Here is a 17,851-nt window from a genome sequence, read left to right as displayed (position 1 = left end):
CTCAAGGAGCGAGGTATGGATACGTGGATGCGGTTCATGTCGAACGACGGTGGCATCGTGTTCGGCCGTGTCGAAGGTGGTTATCTGCATGAGTACGAAAGTCTCGAGCAACCGGTGCCGACCGGCGCGGTATTGTCGACGCGCGCGCTGACGCCGCTCGCGCCGTGCGCGCCCGGCAAGGTCATCGCGCTGTGGAACAACTTTCACGCGCTGGCGGCGAAGCTCGACAAACCCGTGCCCACGCATCCGCTTTTTCTGCTGAAACCGGCGGCTTCGGTGATCGGGGCAGGTGAGCCGATCCGGCGGCCCCTAAGTTACGCCGGCAAGATCGCCTACGAAGGCGAGCTGGGCATCGTGATCGGCCGGCGTTGCCGCGACGCTAGTGTGGAGGAGGCCGCCGACGCAATCTTCGGCTACACGCTCGTCAATGACGTGACCGCAGCGGATCTGCTGAACGAGAATCCGCATTTTCCGCAATGGTGCCGCGCGAAAGGCTTCGATACGTTCTGTTGTATCGGGCCGGCGATCGTCTCCGGATTCGCGTGGCAGCAGGCGCATCTCGTGACGAAACTCGACGACGTCGAACGGCAGAACTATCCGCTTGCCGATATGGTTTTCTCGCCCGCGCAGCAAGTGAGTCTGATCTCGCAGGATCTCACGCTCGAACCCGGCGATGTGATCGCGTGCGGCACGTCGGTCGGCGTCGGATCGATCAAGGATGGCGCGACCGTGTCGATTACGATCGACGGAATCGGCACGCTCAGCAATACGTTGAGCGCCGCGCATGCGGAGCCGGTCGCACCGGTACCGCCGGGCGTTGCGGCGGGCGTGGTCTGACGGTGAGCTGAATCATCGGCCCAGCGTTTTTGCATCGCAACTCGAAGGAGTACGCATGCTGCAGGCGTCTGACAGTACTGCATGGATGAGCGTGTGCTTCTCGCTGGCCGCGGGTCTTGGTGCGGCGCTGATGTCCGTGTTGACGGTTGCGCTTGCCGCGGTCGGGCAACGGCAGCTCGACATGCGGGCGACGCGTCGGCCATATTGGCATGCGGCCGCGTTGGCAGCCGTGTTCACAGGACTGTTCGCCGCGGGAATGGGAGCGAGCGGCGCGGTGGTCGACGCCGCGCTGCTGGGCGCCGCGCTCGGAGCGTGGCTCGTACGCGGCTGCGATCTGACGCGACGGCCGCGTCTCGTCGCGCTCCTCGCCAGCGGTATGGGACTCGCTGTCATGTCGGGCGGCATCGTGCGCTATTTATCGACGGATGCGCGGGAAAGCGCCGAGCGTATCGAACTCTATGCAGCCGTATTCATCGGCGCACTGATCTTCGCGACCTCCGCGATTGCGTTCTGCAAATTACGCGGCGCATTGCAGTTGAATACGATCGCGCGTCCGGGCCACCGCATCGTCAATCTGATCGCGTTGGTGCTTTGCGGATGGCTCGGTTACTGTTTCGCGACCGAGCAGGCGCAGCCGTTCGGACTCGCCGCGCTGCTTGCAATGAGCGCGCTGGCGTGCGCCATGGGCGCGCATCTGATGATCAGCCGCGAGTATGGCGACGGCCACGGCGCAGGGCGCGCGGTGCACGCGCACGCTTTCGCCGCACGTTGCGACGGGGTGGACATGGGCAAGGGAGGGCTGCTCGCGCGCATCGAGTGGCATGGCGGAGAGGAACAGGCGTGGGCACTGCGTGACACGGCGCCGGGCACGATCCGTACGGCGGCGTATCGGCACCGCGCAAGCCGGCATCACAGCGGGCGCACGAACACACGTCAACGCGGGTGCATTCGCCATCGTCCGAGTCATTTCACGGCACGCCATTGAAGATGAGCCACTGCATGAATGCGCGAACTCATCGAATCGCAGATGCGGTGCACGGCGGGACCATGATCCCGCCTGCGTCTTCAAGCGCTGGCGGCCGCGAACTCGCTGTAGTACCGGTCCTTCTTGTGCAGGATCATTTGCGCGAGAAAGTCGGCATCGTAGGCGCGGTGAAGATGACCGTGATAGCGCTCGATGTACGCAGTGATGCGCGCCACTTCGCCGTTGAATTCCCTCAGCAGATCGAGCGTCGCATGATCCCAGCGGAATCGCAGACCGAGGTCGCTGAACGCGGCGTTGTATGCGCTCAGATGGGCGTCGTCAGAAGCGTCCGTGGAAAGACGGACGGCGCGCGTGCTGCTGGTGTGAGACTCAACCGGAGCATGGTTCATGATCGGCCTCCTGGGCTGACAAGTGAGAGAACTCGCTTGCAGCATAGAAGCACCGGTCAATTTGAAATAGTTAAAGTTTTATTGGGTGTCCATAGCCTACTGCTTATACACGCTCAATTCCTTGACGCGGGTGATCTTCTCGATCAGGTTCGCGCCTTCCTCCATGAGGAAGCGTTTGAAGGCGACGGCCACCGGCGGCAGGCGCTTGTTCTTCCGGTGCACGACGTACCAGTTGAGCATGACCGGAAAGCTCTCGACATCGAGCACGACCAGATGACCGAGTTGCAATTCGAGGCTGATCGTATGCGCGGAGAGGAACGCGATGCCCATGCCGGCGATCACTGCCTGCTTGATCGTCTCGGTGCTCTTGATCTCCATGGCGATCTTCAGATTGGAGAGGCGTCCCGCAAAACCTTCCTCCATGGAATTCCACGTGTCCGACCCGCGCTCGCGCACGATGAAGGCTTCGTTCGCGAGCTGACTCATCCGGATGTTGCGTTTCTGCGCGAGCGGATGGGTGGGCGCCGCCACGATGACATACGGGTGGGGTGCAAACGGCTCGTTGGTCGCGTCGGTCTCGTGCGGCGGGCGCACCATGACGGCAAGATCGGTCTGATTGGTCGCGAGTTGATGCAGCAGTTCTTCGCGATTGTGCACGGCCAGATTGAGAACGACGCCGGAATAGCGGCGTGTGAATTCGGCGAGCACGCGCGGAAAGAAGTAGTCGCCCGCGCTGATCACCGCGACATTCAGCTTGCCGCCGGAGACGCCTTTGAGCTGGGACATCGCTTCGTCGACTTCGTGAAATTGCTGGATGATCGCGCGGCTGTAGTGAAGCATTTCGGTGCCAGCCGGCGTCAGATAGATCTTTTTACCGAGCTGTTCGAACAACGGCAGTCCCGCATGTTCTTCGAGCTGCCGGACTTGGGTGGAGACGGCGGGTTGCGTCAGATGCAATTCCTCCGCGGCGCGCGAGAAGCTCAGGTGCCGTGCCACTGTTTCGAAGACCTTCAGTTGCCGCAGAGTCGCATTGCGCATCGTCATGGCCGATGTATAAGCAAATGTGAATCAACATAATAACAAACTTTAATTATTAGTAATTCAGCAATGACCCTAGCATCACTCTGTATAAGAAAGCGAAATTGTCGCTCCGGTGTCCGGGTTAACGCTTGGATGTCAGGCGCGGCGGACGAAGCAGCGTGTCAATGCCCGCGGTTGCCGATTAATTGATCGGAATAAAGAAGTTTTTAAAAATGCGACGAATCAAATCGGGTGTTTTTAAAGAAGTGGATTAGTGAGGCAAATATTAAATCTCCCCGAAAAGCAAGGCCTTTCGGGTTCTAACCATAAGGTGGGACGCATACAGCGAGGCGCGTCCTCCGAAGGCACTCCTTCGGGGCGTCGGCCCGCGGCACCGGACAAATAGCGGAGACAAGGCTCATGGACAATATCACCGAGGAAACAACGACCCGCAGGTTTTTAGGGAATCGTTGGTGGCAGCTCGTGATCGGCATCGCATGCATGGCGCTGGTGGCGAATCTGCAGTACGCATGGACGTTGTTCGTCGCGCCGATGAACGCCAGGCATCATTGGGGCGAAGCGTCCATTCAGCTTGCCTTCACGATTTTCATTTTGACCGAAACGTGGCTCGTGCCGCTAGAAGGTTTGCTGGTCGACAGGTTCGGGCCACGGCCGGTGGTGGCGGTGGGTGCCTTATGCGCGGGTTTGTCGTGGGTCATGAATTCGTATGCGACGACATTGGGCGTACTGTACGCTTCCGCAGTCATTGGCGGCATCGGCGCGGGCGCCGTGTACGGCACGTGTGTCGGCAATGCGCTGAAATGGTTTCCCGACCGACGTGGTCTCGCAGCGGGTCTGACGGCAGCGGGCTTCGGCGCGGGCGCCGCGATTACGGTGATTCCGATTGCCAACATGATTACGCGCTCGGGTTTCGAGCACACGTTCTTCTTCTTCGGCATTTTGCAAGGCGTCAGCATTTTCTTGCTCGCGATGCTGTTGGTCCGGCCGGTGCTGCGTCAGCAAGGGATGCGCAAGAGCAGGTTCGCCGTGTCGAAGGTCGACTTCACGTCGCGCCAGATGATCAAGACGCCGGTGTTCTGGGTGATCTATGTGTCGTTCGTGGCGGTTGCCGCAGGCGGGCTGATGGCGACGGCGCAAATCGGCCCGATCGCGAGAGACTGGGGGCTCGCCCGCATTCCGATGTCGTTCCTCGGACTGACGTTGCCGCTGCTCACCGCCACGCTTTCGATCGACAACATCCTCAATGGCTTGACACGTCCGTTGTGCGGTTTCATCTCCGACAAGATCGGCCGCGAAAATACGATGTTCGTGATCTTCATCGGCGAGGGCCTCGCGCTGCTCGGCTTGATGCAGTTCGGCACCAATCCGTATGCGTTCATGGTTTTCGCCGGACTGATCTTTCTGTTCTGGGGTGAAATCTTCTCGATCTTTCCGGCAATCTGCGCCGATACTTTCGGCAGCAAGTACGCGACGGCGAACGCGGGTACCCTGTACACCGCGAAGGGCACGGCGTCTTTGCTCGTGCCGATCGCATCGCTACTGGCGGCCGCGGGCGGCTGGAATCTCGTCTTTATCGTTTCCGCGGTCATTACGATTGCCGCGGGCATCTCGGCGAAATTCATCCTTGCACCGATGCGCTCGCGCTGGATCGAGTCGCACGACGAGCCTCAAGGCGCGCTGGCGGTCGCGGGCAACGGCAATGCTTCGCGTCTCAGCCACTGGCCCGAACAGGGCGGGGAATAGCATGAACTGTCCGCACCCGGCGCAGACGTTATGAACGTTTCGTTGCAGCAGCTCAAGGTGTTCGTTGCCGTCGCGCGTGAGCGGAGTTTCACGCGCGCGGCACGCGAGTTCGATCTGACGCAATCGGCGGTGAGCCGCTGTGTGCGTGAGCTTGAAGATGCCGTTGAATTGAAACTGTTCGATCGCACCACACGCCAGGTTGAACTGACCAATGCGGGCGCGAGCCTCGAACGTCGGATTGGCCGGCTGCTCGACGAGATCGAACTGACCTTGCTCGAAGAGCGCGCCGCGTACGACGGACACACCGGTGTCGTGGTGCTGGCGAGCAATCCGGTGTTGTCGTCGAGTTGCGTCGCGCAGGCGCTTGCACGTTGTGCATCGGCGTTCCCCGGGTTGATCGTATCCGTCAGGGATCAGCCGCAAAGTGCTGTGCTCGCGAGTGTGGAGCAGGGCGAAGTGGACTTCGGCCTCGTGTCATTGGCCCAGCCGTTCGACAATGAATTGCTGCATGCGCAGGCGATCTTCAGGACGCCGCTGCATGCGGTGATTCCTCCCACCCATCCATTGGCCCGGCATGACAGCGTTGCATGGCACGCATTGCAGCAGTGCTCGCTGATCACGCTGAATGCGGACACGGGCGTGCACGCGGCGCTTGAACGCGCCTTCAGCGCGCATGAATTGAAGCGACGCCCGCTGCAGGAGTTCGGCCATGTGGCGGCCGTGTCGCGCATGGTCGAACTGGGCCTCGGCGTCGGCGTGTTGCCTGTCGACGCCCATTGGCCAGGGCCGACGGTATCGCTGGTGAGCCGGCCCTTGGTGCCCGAGGTGAGCGTGACTACCTTCCTGGTGCATCGCCGGAACCGCTCTTTACGACCTAACGCCGCGGCGGCCTGGACACGGTTCGCCGCGCTGGAGTCTATCGACGCACACGGCGGCGCGGCATCATCATCCGCCTCGCAAGCGGTCACAGGGCCGGTGGCTGCGCCGCGCCGCGCCGTTTTGCACGAGCCCTAGCGTCACAGTCGCGATGGCCGGCATTGCTCCCCAAACGATCCGGCAGCGATCAGCCGCACCACACTATCCATTCAAGGAGCTTTATGATGGAAACTGAAACCGACCTCAGGCGCCATGATTTGCTAATCGACGGCAAGCGTTTACCGCCGGGTACAGGCGAGTATTCCGTCGACATCAATCCGGCCACCGAAGAGCCCATTGCGCGCGTGGCGCAGGGCAGCGCCGCCGACGTGGATACGGCGGTGCACGCCGCACGCGCTGCGCTGAAAGTGTGGAATTCGATTCGTGCGGCCGAGCGTGGCCGCATTCTGATGCGTCTCGCCGGCCTGATGCGCGCCAACCTCGAGGAGATCGCCGCGCTCGAAAGTCTCGACGCCGGCAAGCCGATTGCCTCGGTGATGCGCCAGGACATTCCGGCTGCGATCGATACGCTCGAATATTACGCAGGCTGGTGCGACAAGATCAACGGTCAGGTGGTGCCGACGCGGCCCGATGCGTTGACTTACACGTTGCGCGAGCCGGTCGGCGTGGTCGCTGCGATCGTGCCGTGGAATTTCCCGCTGATGATCGGCATGTGGAAGATCGCGCCGGCGCTCGCGTGTGGTTGCACGCTGATCGTCAAGCCCGCGGAGATAACACCGCTCACCGCGTTGCGCATCGGCGAGCTTGCGCTCGAAGCGGGCGTGCCGCCCGGTGTGCTCAATATCGTCACCGGCAAAGGACGGGTGGTCGGCGATGCGCTGGTGGCGCACCCGGGTGTCGACAAGGTGACCTTCACGGGCTCGCCGTCAGTCGGGCGCGGCATTCTGCAAGGCGCGGCCGGCAATTTCAAGCGCGTCACGCTCGAACTCGGCGGCAAGTCGGCGAATCTGATTTTCCCCGATGCAAATCTCGACAATGCGGTGCGCGCCGCAGCATCGGGGATTTTCTTCAATACCGGTCAGGTGTGTTCGGCGGGCTCGCGCATTCTCGCGCATCGCGACGTGTACGAGGAAGTGGTCGAGCGTCTCAGCGCGCGTGCGAAGTCGATCAAGGTCGGTGATCCGTCGGCGCGCGAAACGTCGATGGGTCCGCTCATCTCCGCCGCGCAGATGAAGACCGTGTTGGGGTACGTCGACGCGGGGCAGGCCGAAGGTGCGTCGCTCGTGACGGGCGGCGCGAGAATCGGCGAGCGCGGTTTCTTCGTCGAACCGACGGTGTTCGCCAACGTCGAGCACGAAATGCGCATTTCGCAGGAGGAGATTTTCGGGCCGGTAGCCAGCGTGATTCGTTTCAACGACGAGGCCGATGCGCTCAGGATTGCCAATGGTACGGCGTATAGCCTCGCGGCCGGTGTATGGAGCGCAGACATTGGGCGGGTGCATCGGGTGGCGCGGGACCTGAAAGCGGGCACCGTGTGGATCAACACCTATGGCTATACCGACGTGCGGCTGCCGTGGGGCGGGTCCGGCGATTCAGGCTTCGGCCGCGAACACGGCGACGTCGCGATCGAGAACTTCACCGAGCCGAAGGCGGTGTGGCTGGCGCTCGATCAATAGCGTTCTAGGGAAGTAAAAGAAGGATCGAACGCCTGGTGCGTTCGATCCTTCTTTCATTGCGGCGGCAAAGAGATGAAAAGACCGCGACGTTCGATCAGTTGCCCTGCAATGCCATGCGCTCGCGCAGTTTGATCAGTGCCAGCACCACGTCGATAGTAGGCGTGGGTTCGGCGACGAGACGTCCCATCTCTTGCACGACCGTCAACAATGGATCGATTTCCATCGGACGGCGATTCTCCAGATCGACCAGCGTCGACGTCTTATGCGCGCCGACCGCGCCCGCACCGTCGATCCGCTTTTCCACATCGACGCGAAAGTGCACGCCGAACTGATCGGCAATCCGCTTGGCTTCGAGCATCATTGTGCGGGATACCGCGCGTGTGCCCGGGTCGCTGGTGAGCACGTCGAGCGTGGCGTGCGTCAATGCGCTGATCGGATTGAAGCACAGATTGCCCCACAGCTTGAGCCAGATTTCGTCGCGGATGTTGTCGCGAATCGGTGCTTCGAAACCCGCCGCCTGCATGATGTCGTGCAGTTGCTGAATGCGCGGCGTGCGCTCGCCGCTCGGCTCGCCGATTGGGAATTTCTTGCCGTACACATGTTTGATCACGCCCGGTTCGACGATCTCCGCAGCGGGATACAGCACACAACCGATCGCCCGCTCGGGGCCGAGCTTCGTCCATTGAGCGCCGTCGGGGTCGACGCTTGCGAGGCGCGTGCCGGCGAAGCGTCCGCCATGCTGATAGAAGTACCAATAGGGAATGCCATTGACGCCGGTGACGATCGCCGTGTGTTTGCCGAGCAGAGGCTGCATGGAGTCGACCACGCTAGGCAACGAATGCGCCTTTAGCGTGACGATCACGAAGTCTTGCACGCCGAGTTCGCGTGGGTCGGACGTACAGCGAACCGGTGCGCTGAATGTCTCGCCGTCCATGATCAGACGCGCGCCATGCTCGCGCATGGCCGCCAGATGCGCCCCGCGCGCGATGAAACTCACGTCCGCGCCTGCGCGTGCGAGTTGCACGCCCATCAGGCCGCCAATCGCCCCCGCTCCAAAGATGCAGATCTTCATGATGCCGCTCCAGTGACTATGAGAAGTCGATCGCCCGTCGCGTAGCCAACGGGTCACTGTTCGAGGATAAGGGGGTACGACGAATGCAGATAGTTAAAGTTTCTGGACCGATGCATTAGGTATCGGTTATGGAAGGACGACGCGGTCGGCGCGACATGGGCGAGTTTGCCGGACGTAGGCTTTCGTGCGGTGGCGACGTTCTACACGCGCAGCATGACAGAGCCGGGCGTGCACGGTTCATATTCACACTTCACGCTCTTCTCACCAACAAAAAACTTACCCCGATCGCCGCCAGAAACCCGCCGCAAAAGCGATTAAACCATCGCCTGACCCGTGCCCGCACCAACCATTTCCCGAGATACATCCCGGCCCACGAATAGAACGCAATCGCTACCCATTCGAGCACCAGAAAACTCGCGCCGAGCACCGCGAACTGCGGCACGATCGGCCTTGCAACATCGACGAACTGCGGCAGAAACGCCGTGAAGACCAGAATCGCCTTCGGATTGCCGGCCGCGACGAGAAACTCACGCCATGCAATTCGACCGAGCGACGCTTCCTGCGGTTGCGACGTATCGATGGTGGGCGCATCGCTGCGCCACAGTTGAATGGCAAGCCAGATCAGATACCCTGCGCCAGCCAGTTTGATCGCAAGAAAGAACCATTCCGACGCGTGCAGCACGACTGCAAGACCGGTTGCGGCGAGTACCAGCATCATCGCGAACGCAACCAGCCGGCCGGTGCCGCCGACGAACGCCTTCAGGAATCCATGACGCGCCGCTACATTGATCGACAACAGATTGTTGGGCCCGGGCGCGAGGTTGATAGCGAAGCAGGCGGGCAAGAAGAACAGCCAGGCGGTGATGGACATGATGGCTCGCGCGATGAACGGGAGATTGCGGGGAATCGCGCGGCGGGATGGCCAATCATGGCCGCCGGGGCCGGCGCGCGACCCGTGGTTCATGAAATTGTAGCGAAACTCGCCCGCACCCCGTACCGACGCCTTTATTTCACCGCTTTGACAAATCCGGGATCGCTAATCAACGAGTCGACGCTCAGCTTTACGGTATCTTCGATCGCGACCGTACTACTGGTGAATTTCGGCGACTTCTGTTTGACCGTTTTGACGGTCGCGAACACGATTTGACGGGTGGCCGAGTCGGTGACCACGTAGCGCATCTTCAGCGTCCAGAACGCCGGGGAGCGCACATCGTCGACGGTGAACATCTCGATGCTGCCACTCAGCACCCGCTTGCGATCGTTGAGACGAAACCCCGCGACTTGCAAACTGTTCGCCACGCCGTTGCGCACGGTTTCGTTAATGTCGTCCTTGAGCACGATGCCGGTCATTGCAGTGTTCTCGATGCGGTTCGGCGAAACGCGTCCGCTGCGAGCGGGCACGTAGGCGAACTCGCGGGCAGGGGCGACGCTGAGCGATCCGGTGGAATGCGCGGCCGCGCGCGGCGCACTGCTATTCAGGCCGAACCACGACCATGAGCACGCCGATAGCATCAACGGCAGCGCAATGATGCCGCAACCCTTGAGCAGGGTCGTGCTCAACGTTGAACTCATGGCACTGGCTAGGCGCGGCAGAGACGGGCTCCGTCGCGGCAATTCAGGCGCTGTGCTGGAAAAAGCGGCGGTCGAGGTCAGAGGCGTTGCCCTTTTAATGGAGACATCCCGGTAGAGAACAGCATGGTAACAGTGAGCCGACGTCTGAGCCCTTCCGGGTGACACGGTTCACGCTCCCTGTCGTATTGGCACGAATCTGTTCATCATACAGAGCCGTTTTTTTAATAGACACCGCGTCATTAAAGCGTTGTCATATTTTTACCTTTTACGTGCGGTGCAATCCCGTTTTCCTGTTTGCGTTTTCGCAAAGGAGAGCAGGACGGTTGGACTATCAAAGGAAACCCGCTTTTCCCTGAGTCATATTCGTCAGCACTCGCTGAGCCTCTTCGAGCTTGTTGACGGGTAACCGGATCGTCATCTTCACCAGCATGCCATATGCGCTATCTACAAGCGTATATTCCTCGGCTTCGATCCATCGGCGAACTTTGGCTTCATCGGCATAACTCACTTCGACGATCAACGAAACCTGAGCAATCCTCTCGATTCGCGGCGCATCCAGCAGGGCGGATGCGATTGCATCGGTGTAGGCGCGCACAAGACCGCCGGCGCCGAGTTTCACGCCGCCGTAATAGCGCACGACGGCCGCCAGCACGCCGTCCAGATCGTGATGCCGCAGTACTTCGAGAATCGGCCTTCCCGCGGTCCCGGACGGTTCGCCGTCGTCGGACATGCCGGACTGGCCGCCGGCCAGCAACGCCCAGCACACATGCGTCGCGGCAGGATGTTCGCGGCGCAGCCGCCGTAGCTCGGCCATTGCGGCATCGCGGTCGGCAACCGGTATTGCATAGGCAATGAATCGGCTCTTGCGAATCTCGAGTTCCGCGCTCAGCGCTGCAGGCAAGGTATAGGTGGGCACGGCAAAGACTTCAGTGGATGAACAGGTACGAGCCGCACGCAGCTCGGTGCTCGCCATGGTAACGGATCGCCGGCGTACTACCCATGAGGACCTTTGGCTTGGCCGCGACCCAGCACGTGCGCGCCGCAAAAGATCGAATGCTCGCATTCGTCTACAATTGCCCGCTGAACGCGCGCCAGTTCGCTGAGTCCGTCGCGTCGACAAGGAGACGATATGCTTGACCTATCCACGTTGGGGACTTTCGTTGCAGTCGTGCTCGGGCTCTTCCTCATTCCGGGCCCGGCGGTGCTGCTGGTGTTGACGCGCACCGTGCATGGCGGGCGCAAGGCCGGCATTCTCACCGGTCTCGGTATCGCGGCCGGCGATTTCATTCACACGCTGGGCGCTGCGGTCGGCCTTTCCGCGTTGCTGATGACTTCCGCGCTCGCGTTCAATGCGGTGAAATATGTCGGCGCGGCCTATCTCGTCTATCTGGGCATTCGTGCGCTGCGCGAGAAGCAGGCGAGCGCGCATTTGCCGGTGGTCGCGCCGGTATCGGGATCGAAAGCGTTCTTTCAGGCGATTCCCGCCGAAGTATTGAATCCCAAGACCGCGCTGTTTTTTCTCGCGTTTCTGCCGCAGTTCGTGCGCCCCGAACACGGTTCCACCTTTCTCCAGTTCACCATGCTGGGACTGATCTTCGTCGGCATGAGCGCGCTGTATACCACGCTGATCGTGTTGACCATTCGGCCGCTGGGCAAATTCGTCAAGCGGTTGACGTGGCTGGCACGCTGGCAGAACAAGATCATCGGTGTGCTGTTCATTTCGCTCGGCCTGCGCGTGGCTGCGCAGACGCGCTGATCGATCCGCGCGCCTGTTTAGTTTCGTCGTGTATGAAGAGCGTTTGGGCTAGATGTTGCGGCGCTGCCTTCGCAGACGGCCTTCGCGCGCATATTCCATCTGGCCTTGCGTGCGAACGGCGATCTTGTCCCGTTCGGCGCGGCTTACTTGCCGCGTGTCGTCGATGTCGCCGACCCGCAGCACTTCCTGCGCGACTCTGATGCGCAGCGTCATTAACGGTTCGCCGCGTTCGACCAATGTGCGATCCGTGGCGCGCACTTGCTGAACGCCGCTATCGATCAGGTCGCGCAACTCCAGCAGCGTGAGCCGTTGCCGCTGAATCTCGAGGATCAGCCGTTGGACGGCCCGCTCGTCGCGCGTGCGCCACCAGGTGCGCAACTCCGCGAGCGTGGGAGGATCGAAAGGTGGAAGACGCATTGCTCAGACAAATACTGTATATATGTACAGTATACCTCGCCTTTTCGAGGCCGCACGGCATACAGCGGCGGCTTTGCCCCAACTCTTGCGAGTGGTTTTAGTGAGGCCAGCCCAACGTGAGCAGAATCGACGACGACACGGCGATGATGAAGAGACAGGCGGCGGTGAGCATGTCGTACGGATAGTTCATTACGGACCGTCAACGTCGTATGTACGGGGAGGCTCATCATAGGCAGAACCGCCACTCGCGACTGTTAAGCATTGCAAGGTGTAGTCCGTCGGCGGCAATGAGTGAGCATGCTTGATACCGGAGGCAACATGAATGACGCTGTGTCTTCTTCGACAACTTCCTTCGCCCCGGAGATCGAGTTCTGGTTCGACTTCGGCAGCAATTACAGTTACCTGAGCGTCATGCGCATCGAGGCGCTGGCAGCCGCGCATGGCGTGCGGATCCGTTGGCGGCCGTTCTTGCTGGGGCCCGTGTTTCGCGACTTGGGGTTCACCAACTCGCCATTCGTGTTGCAGAAGGAGAAGGGTGCATACGTCTGGAAGGACATGGAGCGGCAATGCCGTAAATACGGTATCCCGTTCATGCGGCCAGGCACCTTCCCACGTGCGGCGCTGCTGGCGATGCGCGTGGCGCTACTGGGCGCGGATCGGCAATGGATGGCTGCCTACTGCCGCAAGATCATGCAACTGAATTTCGCCGACGACCGCGACATCGGCTCAGCAGAGGTAGTGAGCGAAGCACTCGAGGAACTCGGCTTGCCAGCTCAGCAGATCATCGCCGACTCGCAAGGCGACGCCAACAAACTGCGCTTGCGCGAACAGACCGAAACGGCCGCGGCTAGGGGGATATTCGGCGCCCCGACGTTTTTCGTCGGCGAAGAAATGTTCTGGGGCAATGACAGGCTGGACGACGCGCTGGAGTACTGCGATTCGACGGGTACAGCGCAATGAGGGAGGGAGCGCGACAGCGCCTATTCGTTGCCTTGCTGGCAGAAGCGACGGCCGGGAACGTGTGAGACGACGGCCTGAGCGATTTCGAGCGGTGTACTTTCGGCGGGCACGACCCGGCGGCTCGATTCGGGCGTGTGCTTCATGGTCCATTCGACGAGGCGGTACGAACGTCCCCAAGGCGGCTGCAACGGGTCGGAGACTCTGCAGGTGTGGATCTGGCTGACCCATTCAATGCCCGGCATGGCGCGCAAATGCTCGAATACTGTTTTTTCAACCATGGTTTGACTCCTTCTGCCGGGCATGCAGCCCGTCTTTTGGCGCGTCGTCGACACCCTTAAGAAAAAAGACCGCCGATATTCTGGCGGCTTAACAGGGGATGGTGTGCGCATGGTTGCAGGGAAGAATTAAGCGAAACTTAAGAGGCGCATCGGCGCCCGCGCCGTGATCTCGCCCTCAAGACCTCGCCGGATCGGCCGTTATTAGAGCGGTTGGGGCCGCCATCCCCGCTTCGCCTTCGCGCTCGCATCCTGATAACGTGACGAATCTCGCCCAAACGCCGCTCTCCGACCGCCTTCGCTCGCTAGTCGATACCGTGCAACACAACGAGCGCACGTTGCGCCGCTTCCAGAATGTCGAGTTGCGGTTGATCGGCGCGCAGGATTTCGGCGCGTTTCTCGACACCCTGTTCAGCCATTTGCCGCAGGAATTCTCGCTAGCGAGTGTGACGCTATGGCTTGATGCCCGCGCGCCGATGCTGCTCGACCTGATCGAGCCCGTCGCGTTGCGCGCGCTCGATCATGCGAATCTGAAGACCTCGCGCGAAGGCGGGCTCGCTGCGCGAGACCTGTGCGAGGAAGGCCGGCCGTGGCTCGGCAAGCCGGGTGAACTGAGCGACATGGTGCGCCAAGCGTTCTTCGGCGCTGCACCACCGCCGGCGAGCGCGATCATGCTGCCGCTTGCCGCGGGCGACACCGTCAGCGGTTATCTGTGCCTTGGCAGCGACGACCCCGCGCGTTTCGGCGACGGCATGGCCACGGACATTCTGGAGCGCTTCGCGAGCATCGTGACGGCGAGTCTCGACAACGTCGCGCATCGCGAGCGACTCAAGCAGCTCGGCATGACCGACTCGCTGACCGGCCTCGCCAATCGCCGCTATTTCGACGAACGGTTGCGTGAGGAACTGATGCGCGCGGTCCGTTATGGCGTGCCGGTGGCATGTCTTTTCATCGATATCGACAGTTTCAAACGCATCAACGACACCTACGGCCATCAGACCGGCGACCGCGCATTGGCGGTGGTGGCGGCGTGTGTGCGGCAGCAGGTGCGGCTGGGCGATACCGTCGCGCGTTATGGCGGCGAAGAGTTCGCCGCGCTGCTGCAAGGCGACCGGTCCGATGCGCTCGCCGTCGCCGAGCGCGTGCGGCTGGCGGTCGAACGGCTGGATCTGCACGACGATCATGGGCAGCGCATCGCATTGACCGTGTCGATTGGCGTGGCGGCGCGCAGGGTTGGCGGGACGGCGGCCGAGGCCGTTTCGCTTGGGCGCGAAATGATCGAGGAAGCCGATCGTGCGATGTTCCAGGCCAAACGCAATGGCCGCAATCGCATCGAGGCGCTGGGCAAGCTGGCCGGCGATCAGGCGGGACACTGAGTTTGCCGCTCATTCGCCCTCAGTGTGCGGCGCACAACGTCTCACGCTCTGCGTATGAAAAGCCGTGAAAAAGCATTCACGTCTCGCGTGAGACTCTTTGCGTTGCCGGTTGCACGAACGAGTAACCGGCGACGCACATCACATCAGCGGTTCGTTTACCGACGCGTCCTGCGGGAATGCGCCGAAGTGGTTCGGCTCATAGTTCGATGTGCCGCCGAGATTGCCGTCGGTGCGCATGCCGCCGTCGCGGTGATGGTGTTCAGGTTCGGCGTGCGCGGTGCGTTCACCCGGAATCTGATGGTGGTTGATGCCGAGGCGATGCGATGCGTATCGCCGTACGAGAAGAGGCGCCCCTGCAACAGACGATCCGGCGAGAAGCCCATGCCCGGCACGATATTGGCCGGCGTGAACGCGGCCAGCTCGACGTCCGCAAAATAATTCTCCGGATTCCTGTTCAATTCGAGCGCGCCGGCGTCGATCAGCGGATAGTCCTTGTGCGACTACACCTTGACGATGTCGAACGCATTTTCCTGGCGCGCATACGCTTCGGCCAGCGGCATGATCTGGACGCAAGAGCGCCATTGCGGAAGTTCTTCTTTTCGATCTGTTCGAACAGATCGCGCTGTGCGCTTTCACGGTCACGGCCAACCAGTTCGCTGGCCTCGGCATTCGTATAGTTTTCGACACGCTACTTCGACTTGAAGTGGAACTTCACGTAGAAGCGCTCGTTCTACGCGTTGATCAGCGAGAACGTATACGGACCGAAGCCGTGCATCTGCCGGTAGTTCTTCGGAATGCCGTGGTCACTCATCAGGATCGTGACCTGATGCAGCGTTTCCGGATTGCGCGACCAGAAGTCCCGCAACGTGTTCGCATCGCGCAGATTGTTCTTCGGATGGCGCGCTGCCGTCGCGATCCGTGCGCAACGTTGCAGCGGATGCCAGATCCTCCGGTGCGACGCGCAGTCTAGCAAGGTTGATCGTGTATTGCCGTGTCCATAGCCGCGAATTGATGTGAGGTCGGCCCGGCGATGCAGCAGGAAGCATGGTCGATGCGGCCGAGGCGTCAAACGCCCGGCGCATCCGGCGGCACGCCCAGCAACTGCAGTGCGCCGCCGGTTACCTCGCTGAACACCGGCCCAGCCACCGTTCCGCCATAGAACGCCTTGCCCGCCGGGTCGTCGATCATGACCGCGACGATCAGCCTTGGATCGCTCATCGGCGCCATGCCGACGAACAGCGCGCGATAGCGGTTCTTCGCATACGTCGCGCCGACCTGTTTGCGGGCCGTGCCGGTCTTGCCGCCGATCCGGTAGCCGGCCACCGCCGCCGCCCGTCCCGTGCCGCCTTCGCCGGTGGCCATCTCCAGCATCGTGCGGATCGCCCGCGCCGTGGCCGGCTTCGTCACGGCGAGCTCGGCGTCCACGGAGGGTGCGGCGGCATGCGCGCCGTTGCGCAACAGACTGACGCGTTGCATCGTGCCGTCGCCCGCATACGCGGTGTAGATCTGCGCCATCTGCAGCAGCGAGGCGGACAGCCCGTAGCCGTACGCCATGGTCGCCTGTTCGATCGGACGCCAGCGTTTGTATGGGCGAACCTTGCCGGACGCCACGCCCGGAAAGGTCAGCTCGGGTCTCAGGCCGAGCCCGTATTGCTGATACTTGGTCCAGATCGTCTCCGCCGGCAGATTCAGCGCGAGCTTGGCGAGCGCGATATTGCTCGACTTCTGCACCGCTTCGGAGACGGTCATGACGCCGTGATTCGAAGTGTCGTGAATCACGGCCGGGCCGATCTTGTACCAGCCGGGGGCCGTGTCGATCATGCTTTGCGGCCGCACCTTGCCCTCGTCGATCGACAGGGCGACGACCAGCGGCTTGATCGTCGATCCGGGTTCGAAGGTGTCGACCACCGCGCGGTTGCGCAGTTGCCGGCCGGTCAGGCGGGCACGGTCGTTCGGATCGAAGCTCGGATAGTTGGCGAGCGCGAGAATCTCGCCGTTGCGCGCGTCGAGCACCACGACGCTGCCGGCTTCCGCGTGATGCTTCGCAATCGCTTCCTTCAGTTGTCCGTAGGCGAGTTGCTGGATGCGCCGGTCGATCGTCAGATGGATGGTCTCGCCGTTGCGCGCCGGCACCAGCGGCCGGGTCTCGGACACCACGCGGCCGAGCCGGTCGCGGATCACTTCGCGCTGGCCTGGCACGCCGAGCAGGTGCTCGTTGGCGGCCAGCTCGACGCCTTCCTGGCCGTTGTCCTCGATGTCCGTGAAGCCGACCACGTGCGCTGCCGATTCGCCTTCGGGATAAAAGCGCTTCGAATCGGCAATCTGCGTGATGCCGGCGAGGCCCATGCGGGACAGTTGCGCGGCGGTGTCGGCATCCACCTGGCGCTTGAGCAGGACGAAACTTTTGTCGCCGTTCAGACGCCGGCGCAATTCCGCGAGCGGCAGGTCGAGCAGCTTCGCCAGCGGCACGGCGGCGGTTTCATCGACCTGTCTGGGGGTCGCCCAAATCTCGTACGTGGCGAGGCTCACGGCGAGCATCGAGCCATTGCGATCGACGATCCGTCCGCGCGTCGCGTCGAGTTCGATGGTGCGCTGATAGCGCTTTTGTCCCTGGTCGATATAGAAATCCCGGTTCACCACCTGCACCCACAATGCGCGGCCCGCCAGCGCCGCGAACGCGCCGAACACCAGCAGGACGATGAACTTCGAGCGCCAGGCGGGCAGGCGCGTGGCCAGCAATGGGTTCTTCGCGACGGGCGCGTAGGGGTCATGCGACTGCGATTTTTTCTTCTGGATCATGGGTTGCGGATAATGAACTCGAGAACGCGATTAGCTTGCGCCGCCCGAATCGGCGGCGATCGACACTTTGAGATGCC

18 protein-coding genes and 1 pseudogene are annotated in these 17,851 nt (G+C 61.8%); 8 read left to right on the top strand and 11 right to left on the bottom strand.

Annotated elements, in window-relative coordinates; genetic code table 11:
• Positions 1–15: 15 nt before the first annotated feature.
• Together HV770_RS12925 and HV770_RS12920 are read left to right on the top strand one after the other, a co-directional pair.
• Positions 16–837: a fumarylacetoacetate hydrolase family protein gene (locus tag HV770_RS12925; protein ID WP_175160087.1), complete on the top strand. Its 822-nt coding sequence runs from the start codon at positions 16–18 to the stop codon at positions 835–837.
• A gap of 55 nt (positions 838–892) precedes the next feature.
• Positions 893–1,822, top strand: coding sequence for an NAD(P)(+) transhydrogenase (Re/Si-specific) subunit beta (locus HV770_RS12920; RefSeq protein WP_175160085.1), 930 nt, complete (start codon positions 893–895; stop codon positions 1,820–1,822).
• Between the two features lie 80 nt (positions 1,823–1,902).
• Here HV770_RS12920 and HV770_RS12915 read toward each other — a convergent pair whose 3' ends face one another.
• Positions 1,903–2,211 carry an HAD family hydrolase gene (locus tag HV770_RS12915; protein WP_175160083.1) on the bottom strand — a complete coding sequence of 103 codons (309 nt, stop codon included), beginning with the start codon at positions 2,209–2,211 and terminating at the stop codon, positions 1,903–1,905.
• Positions 2,212–2,307: 96 nt separating this feature from the next.
• A complete protein-coding gene (locus tag HV770_RS12910; RefSeq protein ID WP_175160082.1) occupies positions 2,308–3,255 on the bottom strand; it encodes a LysR family transcriptional regulator in 948 nt (315 codons plus the stop codon).
• A 396-nt stretch (positions 3,256–3,651) separates the two neighbouring features.
• Between HV770_RS12910 and oxlT the strand changes: the two genes are divergently transcribed.
• The 3 genes from oxlT (at position 3,652) to HV770_RS12895 (ending at position 7,547) form a co-directional block, all read left to right on the top strand.
• Positions 3,652–4,995 (top strand): oxalate/formate MFS antiporter, encoded by a 1,344-nt coding sequence (gene oxlT / locus HV770_RS12905; RefSeq protein ID WP_175160080.1) that lies wholly within the window; start codon positions 3,652–3,654, stop codon positions 4,993–4,995.
• Between the two features lie 30 nt (positions 4,996–5,025).
• The gene (locus HV770_RS12900; protein WP_175160078.1) at positions 5,026–6,009 is read left to right on the top strand and encodes a LysR family transcriptional regulator; all 984 of its coding nucleotides are present in this window, start codon (positions 5,026–5,028) and stop codon (positions 6,007–6,009) included.
• A gap of 86 nt (positions 6,010–6,095) precedes the next feature.
• A complete protein-coding gene (locus tag HV770_RS12895; protein WP_175160186.1) occupies positions 6,096–7,547 on the top strand; it encodes an aldehyde dehydrogenase family protein in 1,452 nt (483 codons plus the stop codon).
• Between the two features lie 94 nt (positions 7,548–7,641).
• On the opposite strand, the gene HV770_RS12890 is transcribed toward HV770_RS12895, so the two are convergent.
• The 4 genes from HV770_RS12890 to HV770_RS12875 form a co-directional block, all read right to left on the bottom strand.
• Positions 7,642–8,619, bottom strand: coding sequence for a 2-dehydropantoate 2-reductase (locus tag HV770_RS12890; protein WP_175160075.1), 978 nt, complete (start codon positions 8,617–8,619; stop codon positions 7,642–7,644).
• Positions 8,620–8,869: 250 nt separating this feature from the next.
• Positions 8,870–9,490, bottom strand: coding sequence for a LysE family translocator (locus HV770_RS12885; protein WP_175160074.1), 621 nt, complete (start codon positions 9,488–9,490; stop codon positions 8,870–8,872).
• Between the two features lie 134 nt (positions 9,491–9,624).
• Complete coding sequence (locus HV770_RS12880) at positions 9,625–10,167, bottom strand: hypothetical protein (RefSeq protein ID WP_175160185.1); 543 nt, start codon at positions 10,165–10,167, stop codon at positions 9,625–9,627.
• Between the two features lie 355 nt (positions 10,168–10,522).
• On the bottom strand, positions 10,523–11,164 hold the full coding sequence (locus HV770_RS12875) for an IMPACT family protein (RefSeq protein WP_246290896.1): 642 nt from the start codon (positions 11,162–11,164) through the stop codon (positions 10,523–10,525).
• Positions 11,165–11,320: 156 nt separating this feature from the next.
• Here HV770_RS12875 and HV770_RS12870 point away from each other — a divergent pair, with 156 nt between their 5' ends.
• Positions 11,321–11,947 carry a LysE family translocator gene (locus tag HV770_RS12870; RefSeq protein WP_175160072.1) on the top strand — a complete coding sequence of 209 codons (627 nt, stop codon included), beginning with the start codon at positions 11,321–11,323 and terminating at the stop codon, positions 11,945–11,947.
• 48 nt (positions 11,948–11,995) lie between these two features.
• On the opposite strand, the gene HV770_RS12865 is transcribed toward HV770_RS12870, so the two are convergent.
• The gene (locus HV770_RS12865) at positions 11,996–12,364 is read right to left on the bottom strand and encodes a hypothetical protein (RefSeq protein ID WP_175160071.1); all 369 of its coding nucleotides are present in this window, start codon (positions 12,362–12,364) and stop codon (positions 11,996–11,998) included.
• A gap of 318 nt (positions 12,365–12,682) precedes the next feature.
• Between HV770_RS12865 and HV770_RS12860 the strand changes: the two genes are divergently transcribed.
• Positions 12,683–13,324, top strand: coding sequence for a 2-hydroxychromene-2-carboxylate isomerase (locus HV770_RS12860; RefSeq protein ID WP_175160069.1), 642 nt, complete (start codon positions 12,683–12,685; stop codon positions 13,322–13,324).
• A 20-nt stretch (positions 13,325–13,344) separates the two neighbouring features.
• On the opposite strand, the gene HV770_RS12855 is transcribed toward HV770_RS12860, so the two are convergent.
• Positions 13,345–13,602 (bottom strand): DUF2866 domain-containing protein, encoded by a 258-nt coding sequence (locus HV770_RS12855; RefSeq protein ID WP_175160068.1) that lies wholly within the window; start codon positions 13,600–13,602, stop codon positions 13,345–13,347.
• Positions 13,603–13,859: 257 nt separating this feature from the next.
• Here HV770_RS12855 and HV770_RS12850 point away from each other — a divergent pair, with 257 nt between their 5' ends.
• Positions 13,860–14,975 (top strand): GGDEF domain-containing protein, encoded by a 1,116-nt coding sequence (locus HV770_RS12850; RefSeq protein ID WP_175160066.1) that lies wholly within the window; start codon positions 13,860–13,862, stop codon positions 14,973–14,975.
• A gap of 317 nt (positions 14,976–15,292) precedes the next feature.
• On the opposite strand, the pseudogene HV770_RS40035 reads toward HV770_RS12850, so the two are convergent.
• The 3 genes and pseudogenes from HV770_RS40035 to HV770_RS12840 form a co-directional block, all read right to left on the bottom strand.
• Positions 15,293–15,433: pseudogene (locus HV770_RS40035) on the bottom strand (catalase); the annotation flags it as partial.
• 272 nt (positions 15,434–15,705) lie between these two features.
• Complete coding sequence (locus HV770_RS40030; RefSeq protein WP_484555940.1) at positions 15,706–15,948, bottom strand: catalase; 243 nt, start codon at positions 15,946–15,948, stop codon at positions 15,706–15,708.
• Between the two features lie 92 nt (positions 15,949–16,040).
• Complete coding sequence (locus HV770_RS12840) at positions 16,041–17,774, bottom strand: peptidoglycan D,D-transpeptidase FtsI family protein (protein WP_175160064.1); 1,734 nt, start codon at positions 17,772–17,774, stop codon at positions 16,041–16,043.
• Positions 17,775–17,851: the final 77 nt, after the last annotated feature.

It is taken from the genome of Paraburkholderia fynbosensis (assembly GCF_902859935.1).
Lineage (GTDB): Bacteria > Pseudomonadota > Gammaproteobacteria > Burkholderiales > Burkholderiaceae > Paraburkholderia > Paraburkholderia fynbosensis.
Note: the sequence above shows the minus strand (reverse complement) of the source record. Positions and strands in the feature narration are given on the sequence as shown.